This is a genomic window from Thioclava sp. NS-SX20, from assembly GCF_057380695.1.
Map to the genome: position 1 here is coordinate 2,523,712 of NZ_CM170816.1, position 26,191 is coordinate 2,549,902.

Sequence of the window (26,191 nt, forward strand, 5' to 3'; positions counted from 1 at the left end):
ATGAATGATACCCTCTCCGCCGCAATACTTGGATTTGTAGAGGGTCTCACTGAGTTCCTCCCCGTTTCGTCCACGGGGCATGTGCTGATTGTCGGGGAAATGCTTGATTTCCACTCGACAGGGCATGCTTTCGAAGTTGTGATCCAGCTTGGCGCGATCATCGCCATTCTTGGCGTCTATGCCAAGAAGCTGTTCGAGGTCTTCACCGCCGCGCCCCATGACCCTCAGGCGCGGCGCTTCATCCTCAGCGTCCTTATCGCTTTCCTGCCTGCCGTTTTCATTGGCATTCTTGCGCATGATTTCATCAAACGCGTGCTCTTCGATTCTCCGCTGATCATCGCCACCAGCCTTATTCTGGGCGGCATCGTGCTGATTGTGATCGACCGTATGGACCTTCACCCCAAACATGACGACGCCATGAAAATCCCGCTGGGCAAGGCGCTTGCCATCGGCTTCATCCAATGTCTGGCCATGATTCCAGGGACTTCGCGTTCGGGCTCGACCATTGTGGGAGCCATGTTGATGGGCGTATCCAAACGTGCCGCCGCCGAGTTCAGCTTTTTCCTGTCGATGCCGACGATGGCCGGTGCCTTTGCCTACGACCTTTACAAAAACTACGATCTGTTGAACGCTGACGATATGACGCTCATCGTCATCGGCTTTGTTATGGCGTTCATCTCTGCAGTCATCGTCGTCCGCCACCTGCTCGACTTCATTTCGCGCCACGGCTACGCGATTTTCGGCTATTGGCGGATCCTCGTCGGCCTTGCGATCTTTGGATATTTTGCCATCGCGCGCTAACTAAGTAACTAAAGCTGACCTAATTAGCCGCATTTTTTATTGTGAATCTTCTCAAAACACGAAAAAAGCGATATTTAGGTCAGCCCCTCTTACTTTTAATGCCTTCGGTTAGCGTGTAGCACAGTGCCAAAGAAACGCTAGGGAGGCGCTAGCCATGGCCAAGCAACGCATGCTGAAGTTCGTGTCGACGGCAAAGGAAATGCCGGCGAAGCGCGACGCGAAGCAACGCGCCCAAGACTTCAACGAGATCTACGCGGAATACGCCGAACAGAAAGCGGCCGAACAGGCAGGGCGCTGTTCGCAATGTGGTGTGCCCTATTGCCACCAGCACTGCCCGCTGCATAACAACATTCCCGACTGGCTGCGCCTGACGGCAGAGGGCCGTCTGGAAGAAGCCTATCACATCAGCCAAGCCACCAATACCTTCCCCGAGATCTGCGGTCGCATCTGCCCGCAGGACCGCCTATGCGAAGGAAACTGCGTCATCGAGCAATCGGGGCATGGCACCGTGACCATCGGCTCGGTCGAGAAATACATCACCGACACCGCTTTCGAGAACGGCTGGGTGCCTTCCATCACGCCGAAGGTCGAGCGTGAGGAAAGCATCGGCATCATCGGCGCGGGTCCGGGTGGTCTGGCGGCGGCGGATGTGCTGCGCCGCGCGGGCTGCAAGGTCACCGTCTATGACCGTCACGACCGCGCGGGCGGGCTGCTGACCTATGGTATCCCCGGCTTCAAGCTGGAGAAGGATATCGTCATGCGTCGCGTGACCCAGCTGGAAGAAGCGGGCGTGGAATTCGTGCTGAACTGCAATGTCGGCACCGATATCACCTTCGATGCGATCCGCGGCAAGCATGACGCCGTGCTGATTGCGACCGGCGTCTATAAGACCCGCGATCTGCGTGATCCGGGTGCGGATGCGGCGGGTATCGTGCGCGCGATCGACTATCTGACCTGCTCGAACAAGCTGTCCTTCGGGGATGAGGTTGCCGAATTCGAAGACGGCACGCTGAATGCGGCGGGCAAGAATGTCGTGGTTATCGGTGGTGGGGACACCGCGATGGACTGCGTGCGCACCGCCATCCGTCAGGGTGCGACCTCGGTCAAATGTCTCTACCGCCGCGACCGTGCCAACATGCCCGGCTCGCAGCGCGAGGTGCAGAACGCCGAGGAAGAAGGCGCGGAATTCGTCTGGCTGGCAGCGCCCAAGGGCTTTACCGGCAATCCGGTTTCCTCGATCACCATCCAGAAGATGAAGCTGGGCCAACCCGATGCCTCGGGCCGTCAGTCGCCCGAGCCCATCGAAGGCGGGATCTACGAGGAGAAAGCCGATCTGGTCATCAAGGCTCTCGGTTTCGAGCCGGAAGATCTGCAGGACCAATGGGACACCAAAGAGCTGGAAGTCACCCGTTGGGGCACCGTCAAGGCCGAGTTCGGCACCCATGCGACCAATATCCCCGGCGTTTATGCGGTGGGCGATATCGTGCGCGGGGCCTCGCTGGTGGTCTGGGCGATCCGCGACGGCCGCGAGGCTGGCGCCGAGATCATCCGCTATCTTGATGGTGTGACCGCCGTCGCGGCCCAGTAATCCCCTATCCACGCAGGCAGGGCCGCATCCGGCCCTGCGCGAAGAGACGGAAGGACCTATCCCCATGAAACGGGTGGCAGTTTTTGCAGCAATCACCTTGATCGGCGCACATGCACAGGCGCAATCGGCAGACGACCAGTTTGCCGTGCCCGATGCCTGCACGCTGGATCTGACGGTGCAGATGCATAGCTGTCAGGTCGCCAATCTCTATCACTGCGCGGGGGATGCCCAAGGCGATCGCTGGATTTCTTATGCCGATGGCGATGGCGAATACTTCCTGTCACTGATCGATTCCGAGACCCGCTGGCTTCAGTCGATCAGCCTTGATAACGGGGAAATCGCCCAGCTGGACGAGGCAGGCTCCAAGGATAATGCCTCGTTCAGCACGCTGCTCGACACAGGCGAGGATGATTACGACTTTGTCACCTACAACAATTTCGGAGAGACCCGCCGCCAGATCGGTCGCGACTGGCTCACCGGAGACAAGGTCACGATTGACGGCAAGGTTCTGGAACGCGCGGATTTTAAACTGGAAACACAGGACAAGGCTGGCAACATCCTCGCCCGCCGGTCTGGAACCCAGTATATCGACCGCGATCTGCGCGTGTTCTTTTCAGGACGCGAAACCTATGAAAGCCCGCAAGGCGACAGTGTGCAGACCTATGATGCGCCAGTCTCCTTTGCCCATGAGGGCGAAGACGGGTTTGGTGCCGCAAAGCCGATCTACGACTGCGACATGACGATGACGGCGCTGCGCCCCGAAGATTTGCGATAATCGGCGCAGCCCCACACGAACCAGGCGCAAGCCACCCTTTGAATTCGCCGCGCGTCACAGCCGGTGCACTACGTTCTCCCAAGGAGGCATGACATGACCAAATATGATGAAGCCTGGGTTGCCCGCGAGGAAGCCAAGCGTGAATGGATGTCGGCAAACTCGCTCTACAAGGCGGATGACGAGAAGTCGTCCTGCGGTGTGGGGCTTGTTGTCTCGATCGACGGGAAAGCCTCGCGTCGCGTCGTAGAAAACGGCATTGATGCGCTGAAAGCGATCTGGCACCGTGGCGCGGTGGATGCCGACGGCAAGACCGGCGACGGCGCGGGTATCCATGTGCAGATCCCTGCCCCCTTCTTCCACGACCAGATCCGCCGCACCGGCCACGAACCGGATATGGACAAGCGTATCGCCGTGGGTCAGGTCTTCCTGCCGCGCACCGATTTCGGCGCGCAGGAAAACTGCCGGACCATCGTGGAATCCGAAGTTCTGCGCATGGGCCACTATATCTATGGCTGGCGCCACGTGCCGGTCGCGACCTCTTGTCTGGGGGACAAAGCCAACGCCACCCGCCCCGAGATCGAACAGATCCTGATCCGTAACGAGAAGGATATCGACGAGGAGCAGTTCGAGCGCGAGCTTTACATCATCCGTCGCCGGATCGAGAAAGCGGCCATCGCGGCGCAGCTCAAGGGCCTGTATATCTGCTCGCTCTCGACCCGTTCGATCATCTATAAAGGCATGATGCTAGCCGAGCAGGTTGCGGAATTCTATCCCGACCTGAAGGACGAGCGTTTCGAGTCGTCCTTCGCGATCTACCACCAGCGCTATTCCACCAACACCTTCCCCGAATGGTGGCTGGCGCAGCCCTTCCGGATGCTGGCGCATAACGGCGAGATCAACACGATCAAGGGCAATATCAACTGGATGAAATCGCACGAGATCCGCATGGCCTCGGCGACCTTCGGCGATATGGCCGAAGACATCAAACCGGTGATCCCCGCTGCCGCCTCCGACTCGGGCGCGCTGGATTCGGTGTTCGAACTGATGGTCCGTTCGGGCCGGATCGCACCGATGGTGAAAACCATGCTGGTGCCCGAAGCCTGGTCCAAGGCCACCGACGAAATGCCGCAGGCATGGCAGGATATGTATGGCTATTGCAACGCCGTGATGGAGCCGTGGGACGGCCCTGCCGCCCTTGCGATGACCGATGGCCGCTGGGTCTGTGGCGGGCTTGACCGCAACGGCCTGCGCCCGCTGCGCTATGTGGTGACCGGCGACGGCATGCTGATCGCAGGCTCCGAAGTGGGCATGGTGCCGACCGACGAGGCCAATGTCATCGAGAAAGGCGCGCTTGGTCCGGGGCAGATGATTGCCGTCGATATGGCCGAGGGCAAGCTGTATCACGACACCGATATCAAGGACAAACTGGCCGCCTCGCGCCCCTTCGGCGAGTGGGTGGACAAGGTCACCGACCTTTCGGAACTGATGCGCGACCTGCCCGAGGCCGCCAAATATACCGGTGCGGAACTGCGCAAGCGCCAGATGTCGGCGGGCTATACCGTTGAGGACATCGAACAGATCCTCAGCCCGATGGCCGAGGATGGCAAGGAAGCCATTGCCTCGATGGGCGATGACACGCCGCCTGCCGTTCTGTCCAAGAAATACCGCCCGCTGAGCCATTTCTTCCGCCAGAACTTCTCTCAGGTCACCAACCCGCCGATCGACAGCCTGCGTGAAAACCGCGTGATGTCGCTGAAGACGCGCTTCGGGAACCTCAAGAACGTGCTGGACGAAGACAGCGCCCAGACCGAGATCCTTATTCTTGATACGCCCTTCATCGCGAATGAAGAGTTCAACAAGATGGCCGAGATCTTCGGCGAGCATATCTCGATCATCGACTGTACCTTCCCCGCTGGCGCGGATCAGGAAGCGCTGCGCGACGGTCTGGCCCGTATCCGTAACGAGGCCGAAGACGCCGTGCGTTCGGGCGCAGGCCATATCGTCCTGACCGACGAGAACCAGTCCGAAGACAAGATCGCGATGCCGATGATCCTGGCGACCTCGGCTGTGCATAGCTGGCTGACCCGTAAGGGCCTGCGCACCTTCTGCTCGATCAATGTGCGTTCGGCTGAATGTATGGACCCGCATTACTTCGCGGTGCTGGTGGGTGCCGGTGCAACCACCGTCAACGCCTATCTGGCCGAAGACACCATTGCCGACCGGATCGACCGCGGGCTGATCGAAGGCACTCTGCTGGAGGCCGTGCGCAAATATCGCGATGCGGTGGATGCGGGCCTGCTGAAAATCATGGCGAAGATGGGGATTTCGGTGATTTCCTCCTATCGCGGTGGTCTGAACTTCGAGGCGGTGGGCCTGTCGCGCGCCATGGTGGCCGAATATTTCCCGGGCATGCATTCGCGTATTTCGGGCATCGGTCTGCACGGCATCCAGCACAAGCTCGAGGAGGTCCACAAGCTGGGCTGGCTCGGTGGTCAGGACGTTCTGCCGATTGGCGGTTTCTACAAGTCGCGCCGCTCGGGCGAGACCCACGCATGGGGCGCACAGGGCATGCATATGCTGCAGGCCGCCTGTGACCGCGCAAGCTATGACCTGTGGAAACAGTATAGCGCCATGATGCGGGCCAACCCGCCGATCCATATCCGCGACCTTCTGGACGTGAAGCCTTTGGGCAAGCCCGTCCCTATCGAGGAAGTGGAATCGATCACCTCGATCCGTAAGCGGTTCGTGACGCCGGGCATGTCGCTGGGGGCGCTGTCGCCCGAGGCGCATAAACTGCTGAACGTTGCGATGAACCGTATCGGGGCGAAATCCGACAGCGGCGAGGGCGGGGAAGATCCGGCGCATTTCGTGCCCGAGCCGAATGGCGACAATCCGTCCGCCAAGATCAAGCAGGTGGCCTCGGGTCGTTTCGGTGTGACCGCCGAATATCTCAACCACTGTGAAGAGCTTGAGATCAAGGTAGCCCAAGGAGCGAAACCGGGTGAGGGTGGCCAGCTTCCGGGCATGAAGGTCACCGACCTGATCGCGCGTCTGCGTCACTCGACCAAGGGCGTCACGCTGATCTCGCCGCCGCCGCATCACGATATCTACTCGATCGAGGATCTGGCGCAGCTGATCTACGATCTCAAGCAGATCAACCCGCGCTGTAAGGTGACGGTGAAGCTGGTGGCGTCTTCGGGCGTTGGCACGATTGCCGCCGGTGTGGCCAAGGCAAAAGCCGATATCATCCTTGTGTCCGGCCATAATGGCGGCACGGGGGCGTCTCCGGCGACCTCGATCAAATTCGCGGGTCTGCCGTGGGAGATGGGTCTGACCGAGGCGCATCAGGTTCTGGCGATGAACAACCTGCGGGGCCGCGTCACGCTGCGCACCGATGGTGGTCTGCGCACGGGTCGTGACATCGTCATGGCCGCGATGATGGGTGCCGAGGAATATGGTATCGGTACTGCGGCCCTGATCGCGATGGGCTGTATCATGGTGCGTCAGTGCCAGTCGAACACCTGCCCCGTCGGCGTCTGCACGCAGGATGCCGAACTGCGCAAGAAGTTCACCGGCTCGGCAGATAAGGTCGTCAACCTGATCACCTTCTATGCGCAGGAAGTCCGCGAGATCCTTGCCTCGATCGGTGCGCGTTCGCTGGACGAGATCATCGGTCGTGCGGATCTGCTGACGCAGGTCTCGCGTGGGTCGGCGCATCTGGATGACCTTGATCTCAACCCGCTGCTGCTGACCGTGGATGGCTGGGACAAGATCGTCTACGACCGCTCGAAGCCGCGCAACTATGTGCCCGATACGCTGGATGCCGAAATCATCCGCGATGGCGCGCGCTTCTTCGACGAAGGCGAGAAGATGCAGCTGTCCTATGCCGTGCGCAACACGCACCGCACCATCGGGACGCGCGCCTCGAGCCACATCGTGCAGAACTTCGGCATGCGCAACGCGCTGCAGCCCGACCATCTGACGGTGAAGCTGACGGGGTCTGCCGGTCAGTCGCTGGGGGCATTTGCGGCTCCGGGTCTGAAGATCGAGGTCTCGGGCGATGCGAATGACTATGTCGGCAAGGGCCTGTCGGGCGGTATCATCGTGGTGCGTCCGCCGATGATCTCGCCGCTGAAGGCCTCCGAGAACACCATCATCGGCAATACCGTGCTTTACGGTGCAACCGATGGCTACCTGTTTGCGGCAGGCCGCGCGGGCGAGCGTTTCGCCGTGCGGAACTCGGGTGCGCGGGTGGTGATCGAGGGCTGTGGCACCAATGGTTGTGAATATATGACCGGCGGTGTGGCGGTGATCCTCGGTTCGATCGGCGCGAATTTCGGCGCGGGGATGACAGGCGGGATGGCCTATCTTTACGATCCGGACGGCGTGGCCGAGAACCTCGTCAATCCGGAATCTCTGGTGACCTGTGGTCTGGGCCATAACCATTGGGAAGCGCAGGTGAAGGGGCTGATCGAACGCCATGTCGAAGAGACCCGTTCGGTCAAAGCCACCGAGATCCTGCAGAACTGGGAGACGGAGCGCCTGAACTTCCTGCAGGTCTGCCCGAAAGAGATGCTGCGTCACCTGCCCTATCCGCTGTCGGACGAGCCCGAAGCGGTTCCGGCAGAGTAACTCAGGATCAGATTGACAAGGCGGGGCCATCGGCCCCGCTTTTTTATGCGAATTTCATGTGGACAACTGCGGCCACGGGGCTGCATTTACGTTTGTTTCGTGGCAGAAGGCTTGACCTGTTCGCAGGCTCAGGGACTTATGGCGACATGGCGAAACCGAAAAGCTCCAGATCGAAACCTTCCAAGCCGGCCCCGAAGCGGCCCGCGCTTTATGACCCTGCTCTGGCATGGCTGCGCAAGCACGTCCTGAGGGCGGTTCTGGTATTGTTGGCCGCCGTGCTGGCGATTGTGGTGCTGTATAAGTTCATCAACCCGCCAACAACGATCACGATGATCAGCGAAGGCCGTCGCTTGGGCGGGGTCGATCACGAATGGACCTCGATGGACGATATCGCCCCCGTCGTGGCGCGGTCGGTCGTGGCTGCCGAAGATGCCAATTTCTGCCGCCATTGGGGCTTTGACATGGGCGCGATCCGCAAGGTGATCGACGAAGGCTCCTCGCGCGGGGCCTCGACCATCAGCCAGCAGACCGCCAAGAACGTCTTTCTCTGGCAGGGCCGGTCATGGCCGCGCAAGGCGCTGGAAGCAGCCCTGACGCCCGCCATCGAATTCATCTGGAACAAGCGCCGGATTCTCGAGGTCTATCTGAATGTGGCGGAGTTCGACGAAGGCGTCTTCGGCATCAATGCCGCCGCCTTCCGCTATTTCCGCACCACGCCAGACAAGCTGACCGCCCGTCAGGCCGCCCTACTGGCCGCCGTGCTGCCCAACCCCAAAGAACGCAATGCCGCACGACCCTCGGCCTTTGTGTCGCGTCGCGCCAATGCCATCATGGACGGGGCCGCCACGATCAAACGCGACGGTCGCGCAAGCTGCTTTGAACGCTGATCAGATACGGGCCATCTGCACCTGAAGCACATTGCATTGCTGGGTGCGGAAGGCCGCCGCGCAGGCCTCAAGGTAATAGTGCCAGCCGCGTAGGAATTCCTGCCCGTAGCCCAGCTCGGCGGCCTTGGTCGTGCGCGCCTTCAGCCGTTCGGACCAGAGGCGACAGGTCTGGGCGTAATCCTCGCCAAAGGCAAAGACCTCCTGCACCTTCATGCCTGCTTTGGCCGCCTGTTCGCGGATCTTGCCATCCGACAGTAGCATGCCGCCCGGAAAGGCATATTGGCGGATGTAATCCGAGCTGGCCTGATATTTCGGGAAATAGGCATCGGACACGGTGATCGCCTGAATCATCGCGCGCCCCCCTTCGTTCAGGCGGTCACGAATGGTGCCGAAATAGGTGGGCCAGTATTTCTCGCCCACGGCTTCGATCATCTCGATCGAGACGATATTGTCGAAACGACCCTCGGTCTTGCGGTAATCCTGCAGCTTGATGTCGGCGCGCCCGTCCAGTCGCGCATCGGCATAGCCTTTCTGCGAGGGCGAGATGGTGATGCCCGTCACATGACGCCCGCTCTCGGCGGCGCGTTCGGCAAAATGCCCCCAGCCGCAGCCGATCTCGAGCACGCTCTCGCCGCCGCCCAATCCTTGCAGGATGCGGTCCAGCTTACGGTTCTGGGCGCGGGCCAGATCGCTGTCGTCGGCGGTAAACAGCGCCGAGGAATAGCTCATGCCCTCATCCAGCCAGAGCTGGTAGAATTCATTGCCCACATCGTAATGGGCACGGATATTGCGCGAGGCCCCCTTCACCGAGTTGGCCCGCACGATCCGGTCGATCAGCCGGAACTTGAGGTTCTGCCACGGGCTGGCAAAGGCATAATGTTCCAGCGCGTTGAAATTCAGCAGAGCCACCGTCAGCAGGTTCTCGATAGAGCCGGTGTCCCAAAGCCCCGCGACATAGGTCTCGCCCAGACCGATATCTCCGCGCGAGGCAATCGCCGCCACCACGGACCAGTCATGCAGCACAAGGTCTGCCTCCGGCGCGCCCTGACCGAAGCGGTGGATGTCGCCTTCGGGGGTGCGCAGAGTCAGACTGCCTTGGGTGATCGCCTGACAGCTATCCAGAAAGTCACGGCGCAAACGGTTCGAGAGAAAGGGCATCATCGGCTCAGGTCTTCCTTTGGTGGGGCGGGTCTATCGCGATAGCGCGCGCCTTTCAGTTTCAGTCGCAGCGCCTGCCAGTAGATCAGCGCCATGATGCGTACGGGCGCCCAAGGGCGACGCAGCACCGCCTGTAGGATGCGACGGTTGGTCAGGGCCATGCGCGGGGCGCGATAGGTGGCAATCAGCCCCTCGCCGCCATTGCGGAAATCAATCCGGATCACCGCATGCTTGGCCGTGATCGCATATTGAAAATGATAGCCCCCGCCGATGTCCTGAAAAGGGGAAACATGGAAGATCTTGCGCGCTTCCAGCACATGATCCGGCAGAATGGGCGAAAAATCATCATGTGCACAAAGATAGTTATGCCTGTCACCAAAGGTGTTGTTGACCTCGGCAATCACTGCCAGCAGCGTTTCTTCGCGAAAGGCCATCCAGAAGCAGACCGGATTGAAGGCCCGCCCGAGGACGCGCGGCTGCGCCATCAACCGCAGGCTATACCCCCCTGTCAGCCCCGCGCGGGTCAGCATCCGCCGCGCCCAAGCGGCCCCCTCGCCCGCCCCCCGGATACCGCCGTGATCACGGTCGAAAAACGCGAAAAGATTGAGCCGGTTATGAGAGAAGAAGGATGGTCCGGTCGGGTGTTCGGGGTCGAGACACAGGTAGTCGACCGGATAGCGGAAGCGATGATCAATAGCCCCGCGGCGCACATGCACCGTTTCGCCGGGAAGATAGTCGATCATGCCACCGCCCCGAAACCATCCATCTGCGACGCATCGGCCAGGGGCAGAAGCCTCCGCGCAACCCGCATGGCCGATGCGATGCCATCCTCGTGGAACCCGTGCCGCAACCAAGCGCCAGCAAACCACGTATTGCGCGCGCCCTGCCGTGCGGCAATGCCTGCCTGCGCCCGTAGGGCGGCGCGGTCAAACACCGGATGCGCGAATGTGGCGCTGTCATAGACCCTGCGCTCGTCGAGTTCGAATTGCGGATTGAGGCTAACAAAAAGCGGATCCTCCTCGGGGATCTGCTGCAAACGGTTCATCCAGTAGCTGACCCCCAATCTGGTCTCTGCCTGCCGGTGATCGGCCTGATAGACCCAAGACGACCAGCAGGCACGGCGTTTGGGCATGGCCACAGGATCCGCGTGCAGCACCATCTCGTTCGGACGATAGCGGATGGCCGACAGAAGCGCCTGCTCTTCCGGATCGGCATCCGCCAGAAGGCGCAGCGCCTGATCCGAATGGCAGGCCATCACCACATGATCGAAAGTTTCCGGCAGCGCCCCTGCACAGCTGACCGTCACCCCACCTGCGTGACGCTTGACCGAAGCAACACCGCTTTGAAGGCGCAGCGCGACACCGCGCTGCCGCAAGGCCTGTTCAAGGCGTGCGACATATTGTGCGGATCCTCCTTTCACCGTCCACCACTGGTGCTGACCGGCGGCCGAAAGCAATGCGTGGTTTTCGAAGAACCGGATCAGAGAGCGCGCCGGAAACATGCCGATTTCCTGTGACGGCGTCGACCAGATCGCCCCCGAGATCGGCAGAAGATAATAGTCGCGGAACCATTGTCCGAGCCCCATTTGCGCGATCAGTTCGTCCACCGTCAGGTCATCGCGCATCGCGACCTCCGCCGCCCGCGCGTTGAAGGCCAGAATATCGCGCACCATCCGCAGGAAACCGGGCCGCAGGAGATTGCGCCGCTGCGCTGTCAGGCCACGCAGATCACGCAGCGCATATTCGATCCTGCCGGCGTCGATCGTGGCACCGAAACTCATGTCGGACCGGATCACCGGCACCTCAAGATCGTGAAAAAGGCGCGTCAGGTGCGGGTAGTTGGCATAGTTGAAAACGATAAACCCGGTATCAACCGGCTGTTGCCCCGAGCGCCCCGCAAACACGGTGCGCGCATGCCCGCCCAACCGCGCCTCGGCCTCATACAGGGTGACATCATAGCGCGGGTTGAGCATCCACGCCGCCGACAGGCCCGAGATCCCGCCCCCGATAATAGCGATACGCGGCCTTATCTGGGGATTCGCAGATACATCTAAAGACATGGGGGCTCCGGTCTGTTGCAGCTTCGCGAGAAGATACGTTTCATGAACCACGGAAGTTTCAGCCCCGTCGCATTTTTCTTTTGAAAATTTTTATGGCCGGAAGAAGCCCCTGCAGACAATACTTTATCAAATTTACTTATCTTAGCTCAACCTGAGCGTGCCTTGTAAGTATTTCATCAACCTATAATGCAAATGATGACGTTACGGAATGAGCACTTGGGAGAGACACTATGGACAGCCAAGTTGAGACCTCAGTAGCGATAGACCCTTCCGGCACAGGCTCCCCCAATCTGGGCGGCCTCGTCGGGCTTTTTCAAGCCGAGCTCGGCCATACGGGCGAGGCACAGTTTACAATGGGCACCTATTTCACGGTGCCGACCGCCGTCAGCATCGACTATCCGGATGCCATCCAGATCGAACAGCCGATCGTGATCGACGATCTTGCCGAAGCACCGATCAGTGCAGCGGAAATGATGTTGATGATGGAAGCGGGCGACGAATTCTATACCGCCGATTACGCGGCCCTGCTGGAAGATGGCGGGGATAGTCTTGTGGACGGGCACAGCTATGCTGCGGGCGCGGAAGAGGCCCTACAGGATGCCGATGCGCTGGGGTTCGACTGGGCGGCAGGCGCCGTGGCCGACGATACGACCGCAGAGCCGAGCTATGTGGATATGGAAAGTGCGGCCTATACCATGCCGGATTATGCTGATGCACCGGCCCATTACGAAGAAGCTGCCCTGGATTTCGAAAGCATGGACAGCTTCATCTTTTTCGAACACGAAGGTTAAGGGGCTGGCGTTACAGCCCCTTACGCAGCCGGTCAAAGCCGGAAAGCTCTTCGATCAGACCGGCCATCTGGCTGATCGGAATCATATTCGGCCCGTCCGAAGGTGCATTATCGGGGTCCTGATGGGTCTCGATGAACAGGGCCGCAACGCCGACGGCACAGGCTGCGCGGGCCAGAACCGGCGCGAATTCCCGCTGCCCGCCCGAGGTCGTGCCTTGCCCGCCCGGCTGCTGCACCGAATGGGTGGCATCGAAGACCACCGGATATCCGGTGCGCGCCATGATCGGCAGACCGCGGAAGTCGGTCACCAGCGTGTTATAACCAAAAGACGTTCCACGGTCGCAAAGCAGAATGCGTTCGTTCCCCGTAGACGCGACTTTCTTGGCGACATTCTCCATCTCCCAAGGGGCAAGGAACTGCCCCTTTTTCACATTCACCGCGCGACCGGTTTCGCCCGCCGCCAGAAGCAGATCGGTCTGACGGCACAGGAAGGCAGGGATTTGCAGCACATCCACGGCCTCGCCTACCGGCTGGCACTGGCGTGCATCATGCACATCGGTGATCACAGGACAGCCGAATTCGTCGCGGATCTTGGACAGGATGCTCAGCCCTTCGTCCATGCCGATACCGCGCTGGGTGCTGATCGACGACCGGTTGGCCTTGTCATAACTGCCCTTGAAGACGAATTTCGTGCCGGTTTTGGCACAGGCTTCCGCAATCTTTTCCGCCATCATCCGGCTATGATCGAGGCTTTCCAGCTGACAGGGCCCCGCGATCAGCGCAAAAGGAGTATTCCCGCCAATCTGGATATCACCGATGGTGACGATTTTTTCTACGCTCATCATTCGTCCCTTCCGACCAATGGCTTACATCACGCCGCCGCGCAGGAAGTCATGCACATGCAGAACCCCCACCGGCTTTTCATCCTCGACCACCAGAAGCACCGAGATCTTCTTCTGATTTAGGATCGCCAGCCCCTCGGCTGCAAGAGTGTCGGGCGCAATCGTGACCGGCGACCGGTTGGCCACCTTCGCCGCATCGGACTGCATCAGCCCGTCCATATTGCGCCGCAAATCCCCGTCCGAGATCACGCCGAACAATTTGCCATCTTTCATCACGATCGCAATACCGAAGCCCTTCGCGCTCATCTCGACAAGCACGTCCGACATCGGGGCCGTCCAGTCGACGAACGGCAAAGAGGCACCGCTATGCATCATTTCCGACACGCGGCGCATCTGCGCGCCCAGCTTGCCGCCCGGATGGAAGATGCCGAAATCGGTATCCTTGAAACCGCGCACTTCCATCAGTGCCACGGCCAGCGCATCCCCCAAGGCCAGCGTCAGCGTGGTCGAGGTGGTGGGGGCCATACCCATCGGGCAAGCCTCGGGCAGCTTCGGCAATGTCAGCTTGTAATCCGCCGCCCGCATCAACGTACTGTCGGGGTTCGACGAAATCGCGATCAGCGGGATCGAGAACCGTTGGGTATGATAGATCATATCGCGCAGTTCCGACGTCTCGCCGGAATTCGAGATCAGCAGGCAGATATCGGCCTCGGTGACCATGCCCAGATCCCCGTGGCTTGCCTCGGCGGCATGCACGAAAAACGAGGGCGTGCCGGTCGAGGCCAGAGTTGCGGCGATCTTGCGCCCGATATGCCCCGATTTCCCGATCCCGCAGACGATCACCCGCCCCTCAACCTGCATGATCCGTTCCAGCGCAGGCACGAAATCGGCGGGCATCGCGTCGCAGAGATGGCGCAGTGCATCGGCTTCGATTGTCAGAACCTGCCGTGCAGCCGCAAGGATTTCGGATGCGCTTTTGAGTTGGGCCATCGGGCACTCCGCAGTCAGTTTCGCGCCGTTCCTACCACGCAGCTTGACCGATAGCCACATACCAAAGCGCAACACCCCTGCGCACGGCGCCATAAAGAACGGCTCACCTTTTGGCGCGTAAGCTTCGGCAACGCATTCCGGCATGTGAGGACCCCGATGACCGATAGTTCCGCCAATCTCGACCTGCCTTTTATCCAGGCATCCCAAGCACAAAAACATGTCACCCATAACGAAGCCATCGATATTCTGGATACGCTGGTGCAACTGTCTGTCCAAAGCAGAACAACCGCGACCCCACCCGCGACCCCGTCCGCCGGTCACCGCTACATCCTGCCGCAAGGGGCCGCAGGCGCATGGGCGGGCCATGACGGGGCGGTGGTGCAATGGGGCGGCGAGGCATGGCGCATCTACCCGCCCAAGACCGGCTGGCAGGCCTATATCGCGGATGAGGCGCAATCGGTTATCTGGACCGGCACTCACTGGGCGGGGCTGCTTTCCGGCGCACTCGAAGTCGAGCGTCTGGGGGTGAATAGCGCGGCCGACGAGACCAATCGTCTGGCCGTTGCCTCGGACGCAACGCTGCTGACCCATGCGGGCACCAGCCACCAGTTGAAGATCAACAAGGCCCTGCCCGAGAACACCGCCAGTCTGGTGTTCCAGACCGGCTGGTCGGGCCGCGCCGAGATGGGATGCGCAGGCAATGACGATTTCGCCGTCAAGGTCAGTGCCGATGGCGCAAGCTGGACCACGGCGCTGTCGCTCAGCGCGGCCACCGGCCTTGCCATGATGCCGCAAGGAGCCGAAATCAACGGCCCGCTCAGCGGCACGGCCATTCTGGGCAGCGTGTCACAGACGGCGGGGGCGCTGTTCGAACGCGGTGAAACAGGTGACGGGGCCTATTTCAAACTGGCCAACGGCGTCCTGCTCTGCCTGTCGCCGGATCTTGCCGTAGGCGCCATCTCGACTGCGGCTGGCAGCCTGTTCCAGTCGGCAGCCCTTGTCTGGACCTTCCCTGCCGCCTTTGCCGCCCCTCCTACGGTCACAGGGGCCTTGGGCATTGCGGGCACATGGATGGGGAACGGCCCCACCGCCGCCACGAATTGCAGTGTCACCGCATTGTCATACCAATCGGTTACAGATGGGGGTGCAATCAGAATAACGGCCCTCGGCCGCTGGTTTTAAGCACCTATTCCTTTTTGACTACCGCTCCGGGCCTTCGGAGCGGTTTTTCTTTTGGGCCGATGCTTCCAGCCCGTTGCCCATTTTTTAATCACATCGTCCCTGCAAGAACCGGAGCAATGGGGGTGGATGCTGGACCTCTGCCGCTTGCCTGCCCTAGGATCATGAGGAACAACGGTTTTTCCTGCCATCTTCCGGAGCACCACCCGCGTATGTCCAAGCCCACCGGTTCCCTAAGCGCCCGCCTCGCCGAGCTTCTTGCGCAAGTCTATCCCGATTTCGATCCCGATATCATGGCAAGTCAGGTGATCGATGCGTTCTGGCCCGAGGGCACGCATCGGCGCAAACGCCCCCGTGTGCCGGGAAACAATCTGTGGACACAGGCGGATGCGGTTCTGATCACCTATGGCGATTCCATCACCGACGGGTCGCACAAGCCGCTGGATCTGCTCAACGACTTCCTGCTGAGCTACATGAAGGGCGTGGTGAACGGCGTCCATATCCTGCCCTTTTTTCCCTATACCTCGGATGACGGTTTTGCGGTGACCGATTATCGCAAGGTGAATTCGGCCTTGGGCGACTGGCCCGATATCAGCCGGATCGGGGCCGAGTTCCACCTAATGTCGGATCTGGTGCTCAACCATGTGTCCAGTCAGGGCGTGTGGTTCAATGCCTACCGGCAGGGGCAGCCGCCATTCGACAGGTTCTTCTTTGAAGCCCGCCCCTCGGATGACCTCAGCCAAGTGACCCGCCCGCGCACCACGCCGCTTTTGCAACCCGTGGATACGCCCGAGGGCAAGCGCTATGTCTGGTGCACCTTCAGCCATGATCAGGTCGATCTGGATTTCCGCAACCCCGAGGTCCTGCTGGAGATCCTGCGTATCATCCGTCTGCATGTGGATGCGGGCGTGCAGATCCTGCGGCTGGATGCGGTGGCCTTCCTGTGGAAGGAGGTCGGCACCAATTGTATCCACCTGCCGCAAACCCATGCGATCATCCAGCTGATGCGTCTCTTGTGCGACTATGCCGCCGAGAACGTCATCCTGCTGACCGAAACCAATGTGCCCAAAGCCGAAAACCTCAGCTATTTCGGAGACCGTGACGAGGCACATGCCGTCTATAACTTCCCGCTACCGCCGCTGATCCTGCATGCGATGATGTCGGGTACCGCGCGCTATCTGCTGGAATGGCAGCGCACCATGCCGCCCGCGCCCTTGGGCTGCGCCTATCTCAACTTTACCGCCAGCCATGACGGTATCGGCATGCGCCCCGCCGAAGGGGTCTTGCCCGAGGCAGAGAAAGAAAAGGTCATCGATACGATCCGCGAGATTGGCGGCCTTGTCTCCATGCGCTCGCTTCCCGATGGCTCGCAAAGCCCTTACGAGCTGAATTGCGGCTTCTTCGATGCGATGAGCCGCACCTTCAAGGGCGAGGACGACCTGCATATCCGCCGCTTCCTGTGTTCGCAGACCATCGTGATGTCGCTGGAGGGGATCCCTGCGTTCTACATTCATTCTCTTCTGGCAACGCCGAATGACGTCGAAGCCGTCGAGCGGCGCGGCATGAACCGCGCCATCAACCGCCACAAGTGGTTCTACCCCGAATTGCGCGCCAAGCTGGCCGATCATGAAACCAATCAAAGCCGCGTGCTGGCCGCGCTGTCCGAACGCCTGCGCCTGCGTGCCCGCCAGCCCGCACTGCACCCCAATGCCACACAGTTCACCCTGCATCTTGATCCCCGTTTGTTCGGCATCTGGCGCCAGTCGCTGGATCGGGCGCAATCGATCTTTGCCATCCATAATGTCAGCGACGAAGAGGTCACGGTGAATGCCAGCGATCTCAATCTGATCGACGGGCAGCGCTGGTTCGACATCCTCTCGGGCGAGATCATCGACGGCGGCCCCGAAACCAAGGTCCTCATGGCCCCTTATCAATGCCGCTGGATCACCAACCGCACCTGACAGACAGTCCGGGCCACACGCCCGGCACTGTCGCGACGTTCCGGCAGGCCCTCAGGCGGGGGCGAACTCCGCTTCGTCCTCGGCCACGGCCCGATGGAAATCGGCGATGAAATTCGGATCGGCGGCATGGACGCGGTTCCATGTGGGGATGAAGGGGCGTTCTTCGGGATTTTCCAGAAACACCTGCCCAGCGCGCACGATGTTTTCGGCAAAAAGTTCGATCTGCTGCTCTTCGGCATGGCGGTCGACCTTCAGCCCGTTCATCTTGGCATCGTTGTAATAGGCTTCCAACAGATCAAGCGCACGGCGGTAATAGGTGGCCTTGAGCGTGCGGAACGTGTTGTTGGTGAAGACCGTGCCATCGGCGGCCAGCTTGCGATAAAGCGCCTTGCAGATGTCGGTGGACATGCGGTTGAGGCCCGCCGTCGCATCCTCGGGGCTGGTTTCCTGATGCTTGTGGTCATAGTCATCGGCAATCTCGACCTGACAGATCATGCCGCGCCCCAGATTGCGCCATGCCTCGGACAGCACGCCGATCTCCAGCCCCCAATCCGAAGGGATACGCAGATCGGGCAGCATCTGCGTGCGCATCGCGAATTCGCCCGACAGGATATACCGGAAGGCCCGCAGGTAATCGAGATAATCGCGGTCCCCCACCACCCGCTTCAGCGCGATCAGGATCGGGCTGACCAGCAGCCGCGTTACCCGCCCGTTCAGCTTGCCGCCCCCGATACGGGCATAATAGCCTTTGGACAGCTGATAGGGGAAAGACGGGTTTGCCACCGGATACACAAGCCGGTCGAGCATCTCGCGCTGATAGGTCACGATGTCACAATCATGGATCGCCATCACCGCGCTATCGGCACAGCCAATCAGATAGCCGATACAGCCCCAGACATTCTTGCCCTTGCCCGGCTCTTGCGGAGCCAGCCCCAGATGATCCAGCCGCTCATAGAGCGCCTTCATCCGCGGGCTGTCATTCCAGATTACGGTGGTCTTTTGCGGCAACCCCGCAAAGAAGCTGCGCGCATGGCGGTATTGCGCCTCATCGGCGCGATCCAGCCCGATGATCACACGGTTCAGATAAGACACCTTGGACAGCTCGGCCACGATATTGGCCAGCGCCGGGCCTTCCAACTCGGAATACAGGCTGGGCAGGATCAGTGAAATCTTGCGGCTCTGTGCATAGGACTCGATCTCATAGACCAGCTCCTCGTTCGAGCGGCTCCGCAGATTATGGAAATGGGTGATGTTCCCGTTTTGTTGGAAATCGGCCATTTAGCCCTCCTCTTTCTCATATTCGGCAAGAATCGCCAGAATGGCGCTGTTCCACCCTTCCGGACCCTGCGCCGTGCTGCGCCTGATCCGTCCGGTCTCTTCTCCTGCAAGGACGGGCAGCCCCGTGCCATGATCGTTGCGGATAATGACCCCGATATCCGCCGCCTCCAGCATCTCGCGGTCATTTGGCGCATCGCCCAGCGCAATCGTCAGATCGGGCCGATAGCGGTCGATCACCGCCTGCATCTGGCCCGCCTTGGTGCCACCAAAGGAAAGCGTCAGATAGCGCCCACCCCGCCTTGCCTGCACATCACACCGGGACAAAGCGGACACAAAAGCCGCTTCCTGTTCTTTGCTGCCCGTCCAGACCCCCGGCTCTGAAAAGGCGCGCGCCTTGGCTTGGGCCGCCTGAGCCTCGGACAAGCCCGTCGAGGCGGCGACCTCTGCCACGCTCATATCGCCAAAGCCTGTGAAAAACGCCCGCAACTCGGCAGGCACCGCCTCAAGCGCCGCACGCAGCTTGGCGTAAGCCAGATTATCCGCTTGCGCCTGATCGGGCCGCACCAAGGCGGCGCCATTCTCAACGATCATCGGCATATCACCCAGCGCCAGCGCCCTATGCAGGTCAACGATCTCGCGCGTGGTCTTGGAACTGGCCAGCACAATACCCGCCCCCCGCGCATTGAGGGCAGATATGGCCGGAAGGGCCGCGGCATAGCTATAGGTTTCATGATCCAGCAATGTGCCATCGAGATCCGTGAAAACCAAAACCTGCATGCGCTACCCTGATGTTTTTTATAAGTGTATCCGCTGAGCGTCACAGTTCAATGCATTGACAGGTCATAAAATCTCCGGCCTGACAGAAATTCCAGAACGCCGTTTTTTTACTCAGATGGCACCGCTGTTTTTTGACCGCCCCCACTGTTGGAGCAATTCCAAACGCCGATTCTATCGCTTTTTCCTCCGGCCGAAGCCCCTCTTTTTCCGCTGGCGGTCAAAGCTGCAAAATTGATAAGGATACTCTCAAAGACCCGAGCATCCGTTCAGGAAGTGGTTCGTCGATGCTGCGAACCACACCCAAATTGAAACGGTTTGCATACACTTTCCTTACTGGCAGAAGACTCGCTGATCTCCAACTTTACTGTGCAATTTGCTGGGCCTAGCGATTTCCAAAATGGCCACCAGCACCTCCCGTGTGATTTCATCGACAATGCTGAGCATGCGGTAACCGACGTCGCTTGCCTGCGATCTCCTGCATCTCTTTGCGGATCTCGGCACAGTCAGGCGGGCGTTCACGCCGGACTGTCTTTGGATCGACACCTACGACAAGCCTGCAGGCCCAGCGCTGCGAGATGTCATGATCCCGCATCACCCGAACGTCGACTAATTATGGATAGATCGTCCCTATCTATAAATTTACTCGGCTCGGGCATCGACGCCGCACAGTTTCCTCATGCTATTTAATCGGTCATCATCAATGAAATACCCGAGGAACGAGGATAACGTCAGCTCGCCTATAGCGCGCGGCCTGAGGCTCAGAATTAAAGACAAAAGCAAAATTATCATATACGAGCCGCAAATGACTCCCACGGTTCCGCCCCGCATAAAATCAAGGAACTTCAGCGACCCGGGTTCCATTTCGCGGCCTTTTCCATTATCGCAACTCGCAGGATTCTTATGCTTGTTCCCGTCCGAATTTAAGTACATCTAATAATGCAGATAAAAGACTATGTAGAATTTCAGACGCGTCGGGGCGTTCACCCGCTTGACAGGCAGTTTGCTTGCAGCGAGCCCAAGTCAGCGCCTAGCATCCTTTTGCAAAACCTCTTCAAGGACGAAGCCTCAGTTTATATTGTCCTTGATGCCTCGAAATTCGTGCAGGGCCGTGAAGTACTGGAGCAGACCAACGGTGAATACCGTTGTCTGTTTGCCGGGGAGACCGCAGAGGAACTCGAAGATCTCTCTCCCTATCTTGTACGCGTAGCCTCTGATGATCCACTTCTGCGCCTTCTCACAACCTATGATCCTGCTTTATCGCCGGACTGGACAACAAAACATGCGCAACACCGGGAAGCAGCAATATTCATTCGAAGCTTCGCAGGATTTGAGGCCCTGTGGGCGCATCTGCGACATTTTTTGCGCGTGCGTGATGCGAAAGGCCAATGGTATTTTTTCAGGTTCTGGGAACCGCGTTTCAACAAGGCACTGGCGCGTTCAGGAGTAAGCTATGGAAGTCTCAGCTACAGGCTTTTTAGCAAAGACAAGCTTGATGCCCTCATCAGCTATATCGAAGACGAAGTCGTTGTTGCCACAGCGCAAGCCATAAGCGATTCAACCCCAATTCGCATAACTGAGTCTGACTTTCAGGTGCTTCGCATCATGCGAGCATCTTATTTTCTTGAACGTATCAAACAATCCTTTCGTGACGATGACGAGATCTGGTCTGAAGAATATCTCGATGACAACATAGAGAAAATATATTGTGTCGCACTGGAGCGCGGCTATCGGATCGAAGCTGCCAACTATCTGTTTATGCGAGCATCCTACCGACTGGCACAATTTGGTCTGACCATAGATCACTACGAAAACCTTGTTGATCCCGAGCGTATCCAATCGCCTCTTATCCGCGCAAAAGCGATTTGGGCGAACGTGGAAAAGGATTTTTTACATGCCTAAACCGCCGTTCTCTGAAACGACCGAAACGGAGCAATTATCGGCAAATTGTGATCCGACAATTATTCCAATTTTTCCTGTCCGTTTCGCACTGACCTTGGATGCCTTGTCCAAAATGCTGGACAAAGGTAGCGCAACGCCACCAACGCCAAGCTCTATTGATGATCTGGCCGCACATGAACTGCTGCGCATCCGGCAAGGCTTTTTCTACACATGGGACGGCACCTATTTTCAGATATTCCGATTCCAGACGGTGCAGGGCGATGCCAATAGTGCAGATTATTCGCCCAAGGCCGATGTCGCGCCCAAAGGGAGCTATGTTTTTAGCAAGTATGAATTTCAGGACGAAAACGGTGATAAAAAAGATAGCCCCGAGGGTACCAATTGGAAGCTATTGAACGAAACCTATCCCTACGCTTTCGTACCCAAGGATACTCCTGTCGTCTGGGTGGCTTATAGCGAAAACCCTTGGCCTTCGAAGGTCTTTTTTGACATCCCTCACAATACCGATACGCGCGATACGTTGATGACGCGCCTTGATCTTGCCTCGCGCAGTGGCCCGTTTTGTGCACCAATTACAGAATTGGCAAAACGCGTTTCGGGTTTCCGGCGTAGCTCAGAGACAGGTGGAGACGCGGGTTTAGATGACGCGAATGTCGTTCGCATGACCACAACAAGATCCGAAACGCCATCCTTTGTGGTGAGTTGTATCAATACTGCTGAGAAAGGCGTTCTCGCTGCCATTCATGACCCGATAGGTGAGCTGCAAGACATCTGTGGGCTTATCTCGACACAGGTCATGACCCAGCAAAATTTCGTTGCGCAACACCAGTATCCCTTGGTCATCGGGAAAGCCGTAAAAAGTTATCAAGAGCAAGAAAAAGTCTCGAGTGAATCTGGATGGATAAAAAAGGCGCCACTTTCGCAGGAATTCGACAGTAGATATCAAGACCTGTTCGAAAAGTCAGAAGCTTTCGGCCCTATAATCTTCCGCCTTGCCTTTCATTGGCTTCGAAAGCTCATTCAAAATGATACCGGCAGTTTCATGTCGCAGTATTCGACGATGGTCAAACTCTGCGGTCGGTACAGTGCGACAGCGCATCCGAATGATCACCGTGAACTGGTGGCTGCCTGTAATATGTTCTTTGCCAGTGCAAAAGCGGGCGAAGCCAATTGCAGCGAACTGTCTCTTGTTGCCGCATCTGTGTTCAATGATCTCGCGAAGTTACCCAAGGGCGATACGGCTGATGGAGGGTTATTGAAGGCCGCACAAAGTAACGTCAGCAAGATACTTTCCTTCACTAAGTCACTGGTCTCCACGACGGGTAAAGTTAAGAACAACTTCTGGCCCGCGCTAAACGCCGTTATTGTGGTCTATGGCAATGAAATGGTTGAAGCTTGCTTCACTGGGTCCGAGACAAATGCGACGCGCGTGCTGGCCACCCAGATGTTCAGAAAAGAAGTAACCTTCCAGAAGGCGACCGAACTGAGATCGACGTTTCAGGAATTGCTGACGGCGGATGGTTACACGGCTCCAAAGCTCGTTGACCAGACCTACTCTTTTGGGCGTGCCACGGATATCTTTGATAGCGCCGAAAACCAAATTCTTGGCGATCTTTTTGTCCAACGTTGGCCCGCCGATGGAGAACTCGGAGCGGTCGAGTTCCGCGTAAATGTCACTGTAGAAGTTGACAGCAACTACAAGAGATTTGCCAGTCAGGTTGGCAAATTTGATACCGCTGCAAACGGGCTTGGGCTGCTTGCGTCTCTTCTTTCTCTCCATGGAACCATCAAGACATGGGGCGCAAACAGCTATGGCGACAAGAGCGACGTCGGCGCGCTAGTAAACAGTAGTACCGGCAAGTTCATCTCCGGTTTTTCGTCAGCTTACGGATCTGTGTATTCGCTTAACTCCGCACGAAAAGCTGTGCCAGGCATGGCAGCATCGAAGAAACTGGCTGGTCTTCTGTTCAAGGAAAACCCTTGGATGAAGACCTATGCGATGGTACGAGAGGGCCAATTTGGCAATATCGCAAAATCCGTTCGCATCGGACCGCTGGCGGCCAAGGCAACCGGCGTCGTTGGTATCGTGTTTTCGGGCTTCTTGTCATACGAAGGTATTAAACGTGAAGACTACGCTATGGCCATTGGGAATGGCATGGCCGTCGTGGGCGGGGTTGCCCTTTTGTTCGTGGCAACTGGCCCCATTGCCCTGATTGCAATCGGTGTGATCTTCGTTGGCGGTGTGATCTCCATGATGGCAGATAGCGATATCGAGACTTGGGTCCGGCAAGGTTTTTGGGGCACGCATAGTGAATATTGGGGAACTGCGCGACCTAGTTTGGATGATCAGACCATTCAAGCTAGAGTTCTCGCCAAACCAGAAGCCCAAGCTTATGAAAATATGAAATTTTACTACGATCAAGAACTCCAACGGTATCTCGATATGAATGCCAGCGTCAAAATCGTTGATACTTTGCCTAATGACGGGCAAATCGAAATCAAGGTATCCAAACTTGAAAGCAATGCACAAATAGGAAAACTGCAGGTAGAGGTCGTGAACCTCTTTACCGGCCCGCATTTTAGTGAATTAACGAGAAGCGTTGACCATAGGGTCGCATTCCAATCCGCAGGCACCGCCGTCGTCACGCTACCCCGTAGCGCATATATTGGTGCGAAAAGCAAACTTCGTATTACAGCCACCTATGACGATGTGAATGCGGGATCTCCGAGCGATACGCGAACATTTACGCATGAGAGTATCTGGTGATGGATCAACTGATATGTGAAGAATTGGAAGTCAATACGGATCGCAGACTTTGGAACCGTTTGGCTCGTAGTGCGAAATTGGTCTCACCGACGGTGCTTGAGGTTCCCGATCTCTTCCGTCAAAGGCTTCGCTTCATTCTGACAGCTTTTTCATTATTTATGTTCGGAGTCGTTGGCTACGATCAGTATTCAACTGGAACCAATCTACTAAGTGATTTCAAGGATGATATTGAATTCGTCTATTTTTTGGAAGACGCGTTAAAGATAAACTACGAACGTTCGAAATCCGTGAGAGAAACGCTTGGGGAACCTGTTCCCACCATCGAAGAATACGTCCAAGACTTTGAAAAGTGGAAACCTTTCTGGGTGCGCTTCCGAAGCAGCCTCATCCCTACTTTTTTGATGATGCTCTTTGTCTTCGGTGGCCTACTAATCTCTATATTCGCACCTATTGCCCTTCCAGTGCGCTTTGATCGCGAAATGCGGCTGGCCTACACAAAGCGGGGACGCCACATCTATGTGGCGCGCATGGGCAAGGGTCGATACCTTCTAAAGGACGAGATCAAGCTTAGCACCGAAGATACGACGCCGATCCTCACCTATCACGGCGGTGGAGATCATGTGCTGGTCGTCGAGCTTTACCGATTGGACAAACCAGAGAAGAAAAAGAAGTTCCGTCTAGGGGCATATCCGTGCCCCTTGGGACCCGCGCAGGGGTATTACTTGGGTGGTCTCGTAAAAAATTTCTGCAAAGCGCCCCCGACAGAGCGCCCGGACCTCGAACGTTTGCACTTTGATGAGACATGGCTCGGTCAACTCTATCGGGATAAGGTCCTGCCTCTCGATTGGTTACGCTGGTGGCTTCGTCACGCATCGCTTATTCCAAGACGATTTAACAACAAAAAGCTGGACAAGACGCTTCTGGAATTCGCAACTCGGCCAGAGTGAGGGCGGGCAATTTATACTGGCCAGAGGAGGCCTCGAGGTTCGGAGATACTTGCTCAATCTTGCAGTCAGAAATCTGACCGCCGCGAAACCCATTGCCTTAATGTCGGACCCATTAAGGCTTTTCGATTTTAACCCGAGACAGATCCGGCAGCCTTGAAGTAGCTCCAGCATTCTGCCGGATCGTAGAGATCGCAGATTGCTCCGATTGCTTTGAATACCTCGGTGAAGCTTCTTGCCCCGATCATAGCACACTCGCTGCATTTAGAGACGATCAAGTCGAACAAGACACACCAACGCCATCAGCACCGTTGAAGTGCTGCAGGAACTGATCGTGCTGGCCAGGGAGGTCCGCGAAGCTCGCAACCGCGGTGAGGAAACTGGGCTCTCTGCCGAAGAGATCGCCTTTTATGACGCCCTCGCTGACAACCTGAGCGCGGTCGAAATTCTCGGCAATGATCAGCTGAAAGTCATCGCTCATGAACTCCTTAATGGTTTGAAGGCAAACGTCAGCGTCGACTGGGCTCACCGCGATAGCGCTAGGGCAAGACTGAGGGTTCTCGTGAAGCGCATCCTGCGGAAGTACGGTTATCCACCAGACCTCGAAGAGGCTGCCGTAAAGGGCGTACTTGCCCAGGCCGAGGCGATGCTCTCAGAAATCTCGAGTTGATCTTTGGTAATATTGGACAGAAGCTTCCATCCAGGTCGAATAATCGGGAACCGGCGGGTTTACCCGCTTTGTGCTTACTTACCTCTTTTGGCCACTCAGACTGACCTGCCAAGGGTGTTTCATCCAGCTACGACCGGAGCCAAGTGGTCATTTGCTGCACCGCACTACGGTCAGACTGCTTTCGGCCCTTTGCC

19 protein-coding genes and 1 pseudogene are annotated in these 26,191 nt (G+C 58.1%); 12 read left to right on the forward strand and 8 right to left on the reverse strand.

Annotated features, from left to right (window positions below; all coding sequences use genetic code 11):
* The 5 genes from AC2ISB_RS12455 (at position 1) to mtgA (ending at position 8,683) form a co-directional block, all read left to right on the forward strand.
* Positions 1 to 801, forward strand: a complete 801-nt coding sequence (locus AC2ISB_RS12455) for an undecaprenyl-diphosphate phosphatase (protein WP_339108516.1) — start codon at positions 1 to 3, stop codon at positions 799 to 801.
* Positions 802 to 955: 154 nt separating this feature from the next.
* Complete coding sequence (locus tag AC2ISB_RS12460; protein ID WP_486575261.1) at positions 956 to 2,389, forward strand: NAD(P)-dependent oxidoreductase; 1,434 nt, start codon at positions 956 to 958, stop codon at positions 2,387 to 2,389.
* A gap of 64 nt (positions 2,390 to 2,453) precedes the next feature.
* The gene (locus AC2ISB_RS12465; protein ID WP_486575263.1) at positions 2,454 to 3,164 is read left to right on the forward strand and encodes a hypothetical protein; all 711 of its coding nucleotides are present in this window, start codon (positions 2,454 to 2,456) and stop codon (positions 3,162 to 3,164) included.
* 93 nt (positions 3,165 to 3,257) lie between these two features.
* Positions 3,258 to 7,796 (forward strand): glutamate synthase large subunit, encoded by a 4,539-nt coding sequence (gene gltB / locus AC2ISB_RS12470; protein WP_406735860.1) that lies wholly within the window; start codon positions 3,258 to 3,260, stop codon positions 7,794 to 7,796.
* A gap of 146 nt (positions 7,797 to 7,942) precedes the next feature.
* Entirely contained in the window at positions 7,943 to 8,683 is a 741-nt protein-coding gene (gene mtgA / locus AC2ISB_RS12475; RefSeq protein ID WP_339108520.1) for a monofunctional biosynthetic peptidoglycan transglycosylase, read from the forward strand.
* Here the strand turns inward: mtgA and AC2ISB_RS12480 are convergent, their stop codons facing one another.
* Genes AC2ISB_RS12480 through AC2ISB_RS12490 form a run of 3 tightly spaced genes read right to left on the reverse strand, consistent with a single transcriptional unit; the run spans position 8,684 to position 11,900 of the window.
* The gene (locus AC2ISB_RS12480) at positions 8,684 to 9,841 is read right to left on the reverse strand and encodes a class I SAM-dependent methyltransferase (protein ID WP_486576799.1); all 1,158 of its coding nucleotides are present in this window, start codon (positions 9,839 to 9,841) and stop codon (positions 8,684 to 8,686) included.
* Positions 9,841 to 10,584 (reverse strand): DUF1365 domain-containing protein, encoded by a 744-nt coding sequence (locus AC2ISB_RS12485; RefSeq protein WP_339108521.1) that lies wholly within the window; start codon positions 10,582 to 10,584, stop codon positions 9,841 to 9,843. The genes AC2ISB_RS12480 and AC2ISB_RS12485 overlap by 1 nt, the downstream gene beginning before the upstream one ends.
* Complete coding sequence (locus AC2ISB_RS12490) at positions 10,581 to 11,900, reverse strand: NAD(P)/FAD-dependent oxidoreductase (RefSeq protein WP_486575265.1); 1,320 nt, start codon at positions 11,898 to 11,900, stop codon at positions 10,581 to 10,583. Before AC2ISB_RS12490 ends, AC2ISB_RS12485 begins: the two co-directional genes overlap by 4 nt.
* Positions 11,901 to 12,130: 230 nt before the next feature.
* Here AC2ISB_RS12490 and AC2ISB_RS12495 point away from each other — a divergent pair, with 230 nt between their 5' ends.
* A complete protein-coding gene (locus tag AC2ISB_RS12495) occupies positions 12,131 to 12,691 on the forward strand; it encodes a hypothetical protein (protein WP_339108523.1) in 561 nt (186 codons plus the stop codon).
* Positions 12,692 to 12,701: 10 nt separating this feature from the next.
* Here the strand turns inward: AC2ISB_RS12495 and kdsA are convergent, their stop codons facing one another.
* Together kdsA and AC2ISB_RS12505 are read right to left on the reverse strand one after the other, a co-directional pair.
* Positions 12,702 to 13,532: a 3-deoxy-8-phosphooctulonate synthase gene (gene kdsA, locus AC2ISB_RS12500; protein WP_339109454.1), complete on the reverse strand. Its 831-nt coding sequence runs from the start codon at positions 13,530 to 13,532 to the stop codon at positions 12,702 to 12,704.
* Positions 13,533 to 13,556: 24 nt separating this feature from the next.
* Positions 13,557 to 14,522 carry a KpsF/GutQ family sugar-phosphate isomerase gene (locus tag AC2ISB_RS12505; RefSeq protein WP_339108524.1) on the reverse strand — a complete coding sequence of 322 codons (966 nt, stop codon included), beginning with the start codon at positions 14,520 to 14,522 and terminating at the stop codon, positions 13,557 to 13,559.
* Positions 14,523 to 14,678: 156 nt separating this feature from the next.
* On the opposite strand from AC2ISB_RS12505, the gene AC2ISB_RS12510 reads away from it, so the two are divergent.
* Both AC2ISB_RS12510 and AC2ISB_RS12515 read left to right on the forward strand, forming a co-directional pair.
* Positions 14,679 to 15,704, forward strand: a complete 1,026-nt coding sequence (locus AC2ISB_RS12510) for a DUF2793 domain-containing protein (protein ID WP_406721485.1) — start codon at positions 14,679 to 14,681, stop codon at positions 15,702 to 15,704.
* Between the two features lie 209 nt (positions 15,705 to 15,913).
* The gene (locus AC2ISB_RS12515; protein ID WP_486575268.1) at positions 15,914 to 17,662 is read left to right on the forward strand and encodes a sugar phosphorylase; all 1,749 of its coding nucleotides are present in this window, start codon (positions 15,914 to 15,916) and stop codon (positions 17,660 to 17,662) included.
* A 51-nt stretch (positions 17,663 to 17,713) separates the two neighbouring features.
* Here the strand turns inward: AC2ISB_RS12515 and AC2ISB_RS12520 are convergent, their stop codons facing one another.
* From AC2ISB_RS12520 to AC2ISB_RS12530, 3 genes and pseudogenes are all read right to left on the reverse strand, one after another.
* Positions 17,714 to 18,940, reverse strand: coding sequence for a glycosyltransferase family protein (locus AC2ISB_RS12520; RefSeq protein WP_339108527.1), 1,227 nt, complete (start codon positions 18,938 to 18,940; stop codon positions 17,714 to 17,716).
* Positions 18,941 to 19,717: an HAD-IIB family hydrolase gene (locus AC2ISB_RS12525; RefSeq protein ID WP_486575270.1), complete on the reverse strand. Its 777-nt coding sequence runs from the start codon at positions 19,715 to 19,717 to the stop codon at positions 18,941 to 18,943.
* A 451-nt stretch (positions 19,718 to 20,168) separates the two neighbouring features.
* Positions 20,169 to 20,318: pseudogene (locus tag AC2ISB_RS12530) on the reverse strand (IS3 family transposase); the annotation flags it as partial.
* 335 nt (positions 20,319 to 20,653) lie between these two features.
* Between AC2ISB_RS12530 and AC2ISB_RS12535 the strand changes: the two are divergent.
* The 4 genes from AC2ISB_RS12535 (at position 20,654) to AC2ISB_RS12550 (ending at position 25,997) form a co-directional block, all read left to right on the forward strand.
* Entirely contained in the window at positions 20,654 to 21,616 is a 963-nt protein-coding gene (locus AC2ISB_RS12535) for a DUF4123 domain-containing protein (RefSeq protein WP_339108530.1), read from the forward strand.
* Positions 21,609 to 24,383 carry a toxin VasX gene (locus tag AC2ISB_RS12540; protein ID WP_486575272.1) on the forward strand — a complete coding sequence of 925 codons (2,775 nt, stop codon included), beginning with the start codon at positions 21,609 to 21,611 and terminating at the stop codon, positions 24,381 to 24,383. Before AC2ISB_RS12535 ends, AC2ISB_RS12540 begins: the two co-directional genes overlap by 8 nt.
* Positions 24,380 to 25,330: a hypothetical protein gene (locus AC2ISB_RS12545; RefSeq protein ID WP_406735854.1), complete on the forward strand. Its 951-nt coding sequence runs from the start codon at positions 24,380 to 24,382 to the stop codon at positions 25,328 to 25,330. Before AC2ISB_RS12540 ends, AC2ISB_RS12545 begins: the two co-directional genes overlap by 4 nt.
* A gap of 298 nt (positions 25,331 to 25,628) precedes the next feature.
* The gene (locus AC2ISB_RS12550; RefSeq protein WP_486576800.1) at positions 25,629 to 25,997 is read left to right on the forward strand and encodes a type I restriction enzyme endonuclease domain-containing protein; all 369 of its coding nucleotides are present in this window, start codon (positions 25,629 to 25,631) and stop codon (positions 25,995 to 25,997) included.
* Positions 25,998 to 26,191: the final 194 nt, after the last annotated feature.